The following is a 9553-nucleotide window of genomic DNA, read 5'->3' on the forward strand; positions in this document are numbered from 1 at the left end:
TCTCGATGGTTAATCACGCGTAATGACTGCAAAACTAATCGACGGCAAAGCGATCGCAGCCAGCCTGCGTCAGCAGATCGCCAAACGGGTCGCCGAACGTCGCGAGCAAGGCCTGCGCACACCCGGCCTCGCAGTGATTCTTGTGGGCAGCGACCCCGCTTCCCAGGTCTATGTCTCGCACAAGCGTAAAGACTGCGAAGAAGTCGGCTTTGTCTCTCAGGCCTACGACCTGCCCGCCCAGACGTCACAAGCAGAACTGACCGGCCTGATCGATCGCCTCAATGACGACGCGAACATCGACGGCGTACTGCTGCAATTGCCACTACCCGAACATCTGGATGCCTCCCTGTTGCTGGAGCGCATTCGCCCGGACAAAGACGTGGATGGCTTCCATCCTTATAACGTCGGTCGTCTGGCACAGCGCATTCCGCTACTGCGCCCCTGCACACCTAAAGGCATCATGACCCTGCTGGAAAGCACCGGTGTTGATTTGTATGGTCTGGACGCCGTTGTTGTGGGCGCATCCAACATCGTCGGTCGCCCGATGGCCATGGAGCTGTTGCTCGCCGGCTGCACCGTGACCGTGACCCACCGCTTCACAAAGGATCTGGCTGGCCACGTTGGCCGGGCCGATCTGGTGGTGGTCGCTGCTGGCAAGCCAGGGCTGGTCAAAGGCGAGTGGATCAAGGAAGGCGCTATCGTGATCGACGTTGGCATCAATCGTCAGGACGACGGCAAGCTGGTTGGCGATGTGGTTTATGAAACCGCCCTGCCCCGCGCTGGCTGGATCACCCCGGTACCGGGCGGCGTAGGCCCGATGACTCGCGCCTGCCTGCTTGAAAACACCCTGTACGCAGCGGAAACCCTGCACGGTTGATGCGCCGCGTCATGCAATAAAAAACGGCACCCAAGGGTGCCGTTTTTCATTCCTCGACAGCCTTACTTCTTGGCCGCTTCCCAGCTTTTCAACAAGTCTGAATAGGCAATGGTTTCGCCCTTCGGTTTCTCATTGGCCAGCTTGCGTTGTGGGGCCAGGAACTTGCCACCACTCTGCTCGGCTTTGGTGTACCACTCTTCTGCAGAGGTTTCCGGGTTCATTTTAGGCGCGCACTTGCTGGCCTCCTGAACCTTGGAGCGCTCGATACGCGTCATGATCGCATCCTGATCCTTGGCAAGACCGTCCAGTGCCTGCTGTGCGGTTTTCTCGCCGGTTACAGCTTCGGCAACGTGACTCCACCACAACTGCGCAAGTTTCGGATAATCCGGCACGTTGGTCCCGGTAGGCGACCACTGAACGCGGGCCGGGCTACGGTAGAACTCTACGAGACCACCGAGTTTGGGCGCCAGTGCGGTCATTTCCTTGGAATTGATGTCCGACTCACGAATCGGCGTCAGGCCTACGATCGTTTTCTTCAGAGAGACGCTTTTCGACGTCACGAACTGCGCATAGAGCCAGGCAGCCAGGCGTTTTTTCTCGTCGGACGATTTGAGGAAGGTCCAGGAACCCACGTCCTGATAACCCAGCTTCATGCCTTCTTTCCAGTACGGGCCTTTCGGCGAAGGCGCCATACGCCATTTCGGCGTGCCATCGGCGTTCATGACTGGCAGACCCGCCTTGGTCATGTCAGCCGTGAAAGCGGTGTACCAGAATATTTGCTGAGCAACGTTGCCCTGGGAAGGTACCGGCCCGGATTCGGAGAACGTCATGCCTGCGGCTTCAGGCGGTGCGTAGGCTTTCAGCCAATCGATGTATTTCTGGGTTGCAAACACAGCTGCTGGCCCGTTGGTGTCGCCGCCGCGGGTAATGCTGGAACCCACCGGATGGCAGTCTTCTACGCGAATACCCCACTCGTCCACCGGCAAACCATTAGGCAGCCCCTTGTCTCCACTGCCCGCCATGGAGAACCAGGCATCGGTGAAGCGCCAGCCCAGCGATGGGTCTTTCTTGCCGTAGTCCATGTGGCCGTAGACTTTCTTGCCGTCGATTTCCTTGACGTCTTCGCTAAAGAACTTGGCAATGTCTTCATACGCCGACCAGTTGACCGGCACGCCCAGCTCGTAGCCGTACTTGGCCTTGAATTTCGCTTTCAGGTCTGCGCGGTCAAACCAGTCAGCGCGGAACCAGTAAAGGTTGGCGAATTGCTGATCGGGCAATTGATAGAGCTTGCCGTCCGGTGCTGTAGTGAACGAAGTACCGATGAAATCCTTCAGATCCAGCGTTGGAGACGTGACCTTGCTGCCTTCCGGACTGGCCATCAGATCGGTCAGGGACATCGCCTTGCCGTAACGGAAATGGGTACCGATCAGGTCGGAGTCATTCACCCAGCCGTCGTAAATGCTCTTGTCCGATTGCATGGCGGTCTGCAGCTTTTCAATCACATCACCTTCCTGCAGCAAGTCATGGGTGACCTTGATGCCGGTGATTTCGGTGAACGCCTTGGCCAGGGTTTTAGATTCGTACTCGTGGGTGGTCAAGGTTTCGGAAACCACCTTGATGTCCATGCCGCGAAACGGCTCGGCAGCCTTGATGAACCACTCCAGTTCTTTCAATTGTTCGGCATCGGACAGCGTGCTCGGCTTGAACTCGCTGGCCGCCCACTTCTTGGCCGCATCTTCATACTGATCGGCCCATGCCGAAACGCTCAATCCGCTGAGCATCACCATTGTCGCCAGCGTCACGCTATGTCGCAGCTTGTTTTTCTTATTGAACATAGACACCTCCAGTGTTGTTTCTTATGTAGTCCCGCTTCGAATACCACTTGGCGGATCAGCCAGGCATTTGCGCCCATCCGCTCTCTAACCCCACCGCATTACTACCAGGAGCCACACCAGAGAAATCCCTGAAGCAACCCAGATACTCCAGTCAGTCGCGCCGATCACCAGCAGATGCAGGTAAGCGCTACCCAACAGCCCGATGAACAGTCGGTCGCCACGGGTAGTGGCAATCGGCAGAAAACCACGACGCTCAAGACTGGCCGAGCGCAATTCCCACACCGTCATCCCTGCCAGCAGCAACGCAATGCTGCCAAAGAAGATCGCGGTGGGCAGTGTCCAGGACATCCACTCCATTTTTTCGACTCCTCAGACCCGACCAAGAGCAAAGCCCTTGACCACGTGGTTACGAACGAACCAGATCACCAGCATGCCCGGCAGGATGGTCAACACCCCCGCCGCCGCCAGGACACCCCAATCAATCCCCGAAGCCGATACCGTACGCGTCATCACCGCCGCAATCGGCTTGGCGTTGACCGACGTCAGGGTGCGAGCCAGCAGCAGCTCAACCCAGGAGAACATGAAGCAGAAGAACGCCGTCACACCGATACCCGAGCCAATCAGCGGCACAAATATCTTGGCGAAAAACTTGGGAAAGCTATACCCGTCGATGTAGGCGGTTTCGTCGATCTCCTTGGGCACACCGGACATGAAACCCTCCAGAATCCACACCGCCAATGGCACGTTGAACAGGCAATGAGCCAGCGCCACGGCAATGTGGGTATCGAACAGGCCGATGGACGAATACAACTGGAAGAATGGCAGCAGGAAAACCGCAGGCGGTGCCATGCGATTGGTCAGCAGCCAGAAGAACAGGTGCTTGTCGCCCAGAAAACGATAGCGGGAAAACGCATAAGCGGCGGGCAAGGCGACGCTTAGCGAGATCACGGTATTGAGGCAAACGTAGTACAGAGAATTAATGTAGCCGCTGTACCAGCTTTCGTCGGTGAAAATCACTTTGTAGTTGGCCAGGGTGAAATCCTGCGGCCACAGGGTCAGGCCGCCGAGGATTTCAGTGTTGGTCTTGAACGACATGTTCACCAGCCAGTAGATCGGCACCAGCAGAAACAGCAGGTAAATCCACAGCGGTATGATTTTGCGCAGATTCATGTCCGCCTCCTCAGTTCTTTTCGCTATGGGTCATGGCGGTGTAGAACACCCACGACACCAGCAGGATGATCAGGAAATACACCAGCGAGAATGCCGCTGCAGGGCCCAGGTCGAATTGGCCCAGCGCCATGGTCGTCAGGGTCTGACTGAGGAAGGTGGTGGAGTTGCCCGGCCCGCCGCCGGTCAGCACGAAGGGCTCGGTATAGATCATGAAGCTGTCCATGAAGCGCAGCATCACGGCGATCAGCAACACACTTTTCATCTTCGGCAACTGGATATGTCGGAACACCGCCCAACTGGAGGCCCGATCAATGCGTGCTGCCTGGTAGTAAACATCCGGGATCGCCCGCAAGCCGGAATAGCAAAGCAGCGCAACCAGCGATGTCCAGTGCCAGACATCAATGATCAACACCGTCACCCAAGCGTCCGATGCGTTGGCCGCATAGTTGTAATTGATGCCCAGAACGTTGTTGAGCGTATAGCCCAGCAAACCAATATCGCCACGCCCAAAAATCTGCCAGATGGTGCCGACGACGTTAAATGGAATCAGCAGCGGAATGGTCATGACGATCAGGCAGACCGTGGACCAGCGCCCCTTACTCGGCATGCACAGCGCAATAGCTATCCCCAACGGAATCTCGATCAGCAGCACACACGCGGAATAGATGAACTGACGCAGTAGGGAGTCATGCAGACGCGGGTCCTGCAGGACCTGCCTGAACCAGTCGGTGCCGACAAAGTAACGGCTGGACTGATCGAAGATGTCCTGCACCGAATAATTGACTACGGTCATCATCGGGATAATGGCGCTGAACGCCACCAACAGGAAAACCGGCAATACCAACCACCACGCCTTGTTGTTCTGAACCTTATTATTCATGGCCTGACTCCAGCAAGTAATCGTCCGCATAGACCATCAGCCACTGGCTCGGGAAGCTGATCCAGGCCTGGCCCACGGGTACCGGTTTGTCTTCCTGCAGCCGCACTTTCAAGGCTTGCCCGGCGAGGCGCAGGGTCAAAATCTTGTAAGTGCCAAGGTCTTCAACATGACTGACCTCAGCGCATAACGCATCGTCCACCGGTCCGTCCCAGACATGCACAAACTCGGGCCGGATGCCGACTTTCAGGCTGGTCCATTTTTTCTCGGCGATGAGCTGCTGCATGGATTCGGACAGCGGCAGATGAGCATCACCAAAGCCCACACCGCCGGCTTGCGGGGTGACTTCAATGAGATTCATCCCCGGGCTACCGATGAAATAACCAACGAATGTGTGGCGTGGTTTTTCGAACAGTTCTCGTGGCGTACCGAACTGGACAATCGCACCGCCATACATGACTGCGATCTTGTCAGCGAAGGTCGAAGCTTCGAGCTGATCATGGGTGACGTAAACCATGGTGATGTTGAATTGCTCGTGGATCTGCTTGAGCTTGCGCCGCAGCTTCCACTTCAAATGCGGGTCGATCACCGTAAGTGGTTCGTCGAACAGAATCGCCGACACGTCATCACGCACCAGACCACGACCCATGGAGACTTTCTGCTTTTCGTCAGCGGTGAGGTTGCGGGCCTTTTTCTTCAGTAAAGGCTGCAGGTCCAGCACATCGGCAATTTCATGAACCTTGGTTTGAATCCTCTTCTCGTCCATGCCCTGATTGCGCAAGGGAAAGGCGAGATTGTCGTACACCGTCATGGTGTCGTAGACCACCGGAAACTGGAAAACCTGAGCGATGTTGCGCTGCTCCGGCGACAGGTCGTTGACCACTTTGGAGTCAAACATCACCTGGCCTTCGGAAGGGCTGAGCAGCCCGGAAATGACGTTCAGCAAAGTCGATTTACCACACCCGGAAGGCCCCAATAGCGCGTACGCCCCGCCCTGCTCCCAGATATGGCTCATCTCACGAATCGCATAATCCTCTGGCCCGTTCGGATGTTTGCTATAGCTGTGAGCGAGGTTTTGCAGTCGAATCTCGGCCATCAGGCAACCCTCGCCATACGCAAGCCGGGTGCCTGAATCAGGCGACCCTGCTCATCGAACACAAACAATTTATGGGTCGGGATGTACACCCGAATCGACGCATCAACGTCGTAGGCATGCACCCCCGGCAAGTGCAGCACCAGCGGGAAATGCTCGTTACGCACATGCAGAAACGTCTCAGAGCCGCTGATTTCCGCCAGCTCTACCGTCACTGCCAGCTCAAGATCATCATCATTGGATGGCACCAGACTCAGGTGGCTGGGGCGAACGCCAAAGCGGTACTCGCCATCGCCGATCTTGCGCAGATCAACGTTGAGGGGGAAATGGACGAAATTGGCAAAGCTGACTTCACTGCCCTGAATACGACCAGGCATCAAATTGATCGGCGGCTCGGAGAACAGTTCTGCTGCCAGAACGGTTTGCGGCTGGTGGTAAACCTCCGGCGTCCGGCCACTCTGAATCACCCGGCCTTCATGCAGCACCGTGGTCGTGCCGCCCAGGGCCAAGGCCTCATTGGGTTCAGTGGTGGCGTAGATAGCGATGGTGTGGCGTGCTTCGAACAGCTCACGCATTTCCTGACGCAGCTCTTCGCGCAGCTTGTAGTCGAGGTTGACCAGCGGCTCATCGAACAGAATCAGGTCGGCATCCTTGACCAGCGCCCGGGCCATGGCCGTGCGCTGCTGCTGACCACCGGACAGCTCCAGTGGATAGCGGGTCAGAAACTTCTCGATGCGCAGCATCTTTGCGGTTTCCAGCACTTTGCTCTGGATCACGTCAGCGGCGACACCGGCCTGACGCAATGGCGAGGCAATGTTCTCGAAAACGGTCATGCTCGGGTAATTGATGAACTGCTGATACACCATCGACACATTGCGATGGCGAACGGCCGTCTGGGTGACGTCCTTGCCGTTCATCAGGATGCGACCCCGATCAGGCTTGTCCAGCCCAGCCATCAGCCGCATCAGACTGGTCTTGCCGGACAGTGTACGGCCCAGCAAGACATTAAAAGAACCGGGTTCGAAACTCAACGATGCGTCGTCGATCCAGGTTTGGCCGTCGACCACACGGCTGACGTGCTCCAGCGTTAGAGACATGGCTTGCCCTTTTTTGTCAGTTCTTATTCAGGGTGTGCGCGAATTCTTGTCAGGAGATAGCGACAATCGTGCCAAACCGGGCATTGCTGCGCACAGGCCCGAGATAGAGCCTCGGCCCGATATAACGGGCCTGACGAGCGTTCAGTGCTGAACAAAAGTGAACAATAAAAACTGAACACCTGAACAAACTGAACATTGACTTTGAACAATCCTGAGCGACACTGGACGCACGCACGGGATTGGACGCCCGTGCCAGATCAATAAGAAAAATAAAAATACATGCAGGATCCACCATGGCCATACACCGTGCATCCGTTGCTCATGACGCCATCATCCGAGACTCATGGTCCCGCTGTAGGGACTTTGGTCTGAGTCATCAGTCCAGACCCTCTTTCGGCCAGTTGCCGACGGATCAGGTATCGCAGTTACTGGAGCGCCATCAGGCGCTGGTGCACACCACCCACCAGGAAGTCCTGCCGTTTTACGAAAACATCCTCAGTAATTCCAACTGCCTGATCATGCTGGCCGATAATCGTGGTCAGTTGCTCAAGTCGTGGGGCACCCAGCGTTTTGTCGAACCCTCCCACGCGCATGGTTTCATGGCAGGCGCCAGCTGGATCGAAAGCGCCACGGGGACCAATGCCATTGGCACTGCGCTCGTCTGCGAACAGGCCGTACATATCGAGCACAACGAACACTTTCTCAAAGCCAACCGTTTCATGACCGGCTCGGCGGCACCGATTTACGATGCGGCGCGACGATTGGTTGCGGTACTGGATGTTTCCAGCGATAGCTTCCTGCCGCCTTCCCACACGCTGGGCATGGTGAAAATGATGAGTCAGTCGGTGGAGAACCGACTGATCCTCGACCAGTTTCAGGACAGCCACTTTCAGCTGACCTTCAACACCGGACTGAACAACCTCGACAGCCAGTGGGCAGGCTTGCTGATATTTGATGAAAGCGGGCGGATCATCAGCGCGAACCGTCGCGCCGACAATTTGTTGGGGGTCAGCCTGATGCGGACCAGTATCGAGGCGCTGTTCAATAACCCGACGGCTTTTCTGCTCAATCAACCTGAAGGCCTGCCCTTCTCGCTACTGGCCTCGGGCAACAACCGATTTCATGGCGTATTGAGACGGCCCAAACGTAATCCGCTAAACATTCACGCTTTTCAGCCCGCACCGAAACCGGTATCGCACGACGGCGTCCCTCTGTCGGCGGTCAGCCTTGGAGATGCAAGAGTCGACAAAGCCGTGCGCCAGGCCGAACGGCTGCTTGAGAAAAACATTGCCCTGTTGATTCATGGCGAAACCGGTGTGGGTAAAGAGGTGTTCGTCAAAGCGCTGCACAACGCCAGCTCCCGATCCACCAAGCCATTGATCGCGGTCAACTGTGCAGCCATTCCGGCCGAACTGGTGGAGTCGGAGCTGTTTGGCTATGAAAAAGGCGCATTCACCGGCGCGCACCATAAAGGCAGCATCGGTCTGATTCGTAAAGCGGACAAGGGCACGCTGTTCCTCGACGAAATCGGCGACATGCCGCTGCCGGTTCAGGCTCGTCTGTTGCGGGTTCTGCAAGAACGTTGCGTGCAGCCGTTAGGCAGCAGCGAATTGCATCCGGTGGATGTGCGACTGATATCCGCGACGAACCGCAACTTGCGCGACGAAGTACTGGCCGGGCGCTTTCGTCAGGATTTGTATTACCGGATCAGCGGGCTGAATCTGGAGCTGCCGCCGCTGCGTGAGCGTACTGACAAGGCGGCACTGATTCAGCGGCTCTGGGAGCAGCATCGCGAAGTGCAGCAGACTCGAGGCTTCGAGCCGAAAGTGCTGGAGTTGTTTGATCGCCACCCGTGGCCGGGCAACTTGCGCCAGCTCAGCAATGTGATTCAGGTGGCATTGGCGCTGGCCGACGATGAGGTGATCGGTACGGAGCATCTTCCGGATGATTTCTTCGCGGATCTGGAGATGGACTTACAGGATATGCAGCCGGTCCATGGCGATAAAGCACAGGTGCGCGAGGTGGAGAATCTGGAAGAGCTGTTGCGGGCAGCTGGCGGTAATATTTCCCAGTTGGCCAAGCGCCTGGGGGTAAGCCGGAATACGCTTTATAAGCGGTTGCGGGAACGGCAGGGTTGAGCCTGCGCCGATTGAAATTACCGCAATCATCTAATTTGGAACGCCATCCTTGTGGGAGCTGAGCTTGCTCGCGATACAGGCACCTCGGTCTCAGGTCAAATACCGAGGTGCCTGTATCGCGAGCAAGCTCAGCTCCCACAAAGTTTTGCATCTTCTGCGAGACCGCGCTGTGTCAGCAACACAGCAAGGATCAAAGTCAGCGAATCAATCTGCCAACCGCCCGGGAGCAAGCAGGAATACGCTTTTATAAGCGGTTACGGGAACAGCAGGGTTGAGCCTGCACCGATTGAAATTACCGCAATCATCTAATTTGGAACGCTATCCTTGTGGGAGCTGAGCTTGCTCGCGATACAGGCACCTCGGTTTCAGATCAAACACCGAGGTGCCTGTATCGCGGGCAAGCACCGCTCCTATCAAACAAAATATAACTATCTGATTTGGAATGCTTTTTACTGTAGGAGTGAGC

7 protein-coding genes and 1 pseudogene are annotated in these 9553 nt (G+C 56.5%); 2 read left to right on the forward strand and 6 right to left on the reverse strand.

Annotated elements, in window-relative coordinates; translation table 11 throughout:
• Positions 1-22: 22 nt before the first annotated feature.
• Positions 23-877, forward strand: a complete 855-nt coding sequence (gene folD / locus RX972_RS22440) for a bifunctional methylenetetrahydrofolate dehydrogenase/methenyltetrahydrofolate cyclohydrolase FolD (RefSeq protein WP_027898465.1) — start codon at positions 23-25, stop codon at positions 875-877.
• A gap of 62 nt (positions 878-939) precedes the next feature.
• Here the strand turns inward: folD and RX972_RS22445 are convergent, their stop codons facing one another.
• The 6 genes from RX972_RS22445 to RX972_RS22470 form a co-directional block, all read right to left on the reverse strand.
• Positions 940-2712: an ABC transporter substrate-binding protein gene (locus RX972_RS22445; RefSeq protein ID WP_027898464.1), complete on the reverse strand. Its 1773-nt coding sequence runs from the start codon at positions 2710-2712 to the stop codon at positions 940-942.
• 84 nt (positions 2713-2796) lie between these two features.
• Positions 2797-3069: a DUF2160 domain-containing protein gene (locus RX972_RS22450; RefSeq protein WP_027898463.1), complete on the reverse strand. Its 273-nt coding sequence runs from the start codon at positions 3067-3069 to the stop codon at positions 2797-2799.
• Between the two features lie 12 nt (positions 3070-3081).
• Complete coding sequence (locus RX972_RS22455) at positions 3082-3882, reverse strand: carbohydrate ABC transporter permease (protein WP_027898462.1); 801 nt, start codon at positions 3880-3882, stop codon at positions 3082-3084.
• A gap of 10 nt (positions 3883-3892) precedes the next feature.
• Complete coding sequence (locus RX972_RS22460) at positions 3893-4762, reverse strand: carbohydrate ABC transporter permease (protein WP_027898461.1); 870 nt, start codon at positions 4760-4762, stop codon at positions 3893-3895.
• The gene (locus RX972_RS22465) at positions 4755-5855 is read right to left on the reverse strand and encodes an ABC transporter ATP-binding protein (RefSeq protein ID WP_027898460.1); all 1101 of its coding nucleotides are present in this window, start codon (positions 5853-5855) and stop codon (positions 4755-4757) included. Before RX972_RS22465 ends, RX972_RS22460 begins: the two co-directional genes overlap by 8 nt.
• A complete protein-coding gene (locus RX972_RS22470) occupies positions 5855-6949 on the reverse strand; it encodes an ABC transporter ATP-binding protein (RefSeq protein WP_027898459.1) in 1095 nt (364 codons plus the stop codon). The genes RX972_RS22465 and RX972_RS22470 overlap by 1 nt, the downstream gene beginning before the upstream one ends.
• A 1229-nt stretch (positions 6950-8178) precedes the next feature.
• Between RX972_RS22470 and RX972_RS29605 the strand changes: the two are divergent.
• A pseudogene (locus RX972_RS29605) lies at positions 8179-9087 on the forward strand (sigma-54-dependent Fis family transcriptional regulator); the annotation flags it as partial.
• Positions 9088-9553 lie beyond the last annotated feature (466 nt).

The sequence above is a fragment of the Pseudomonas syringae group sp. J309-1 genome (assembly GCF_032582135.1).
GTDB classification, from domain to species: Bacteria; Pseudomonadota; Gammaproteobacteria; order Pseudomonadales; family Pseudomonadaceae; genus Aquipseudomonas; species Aquipseudomonas quasicaspiana.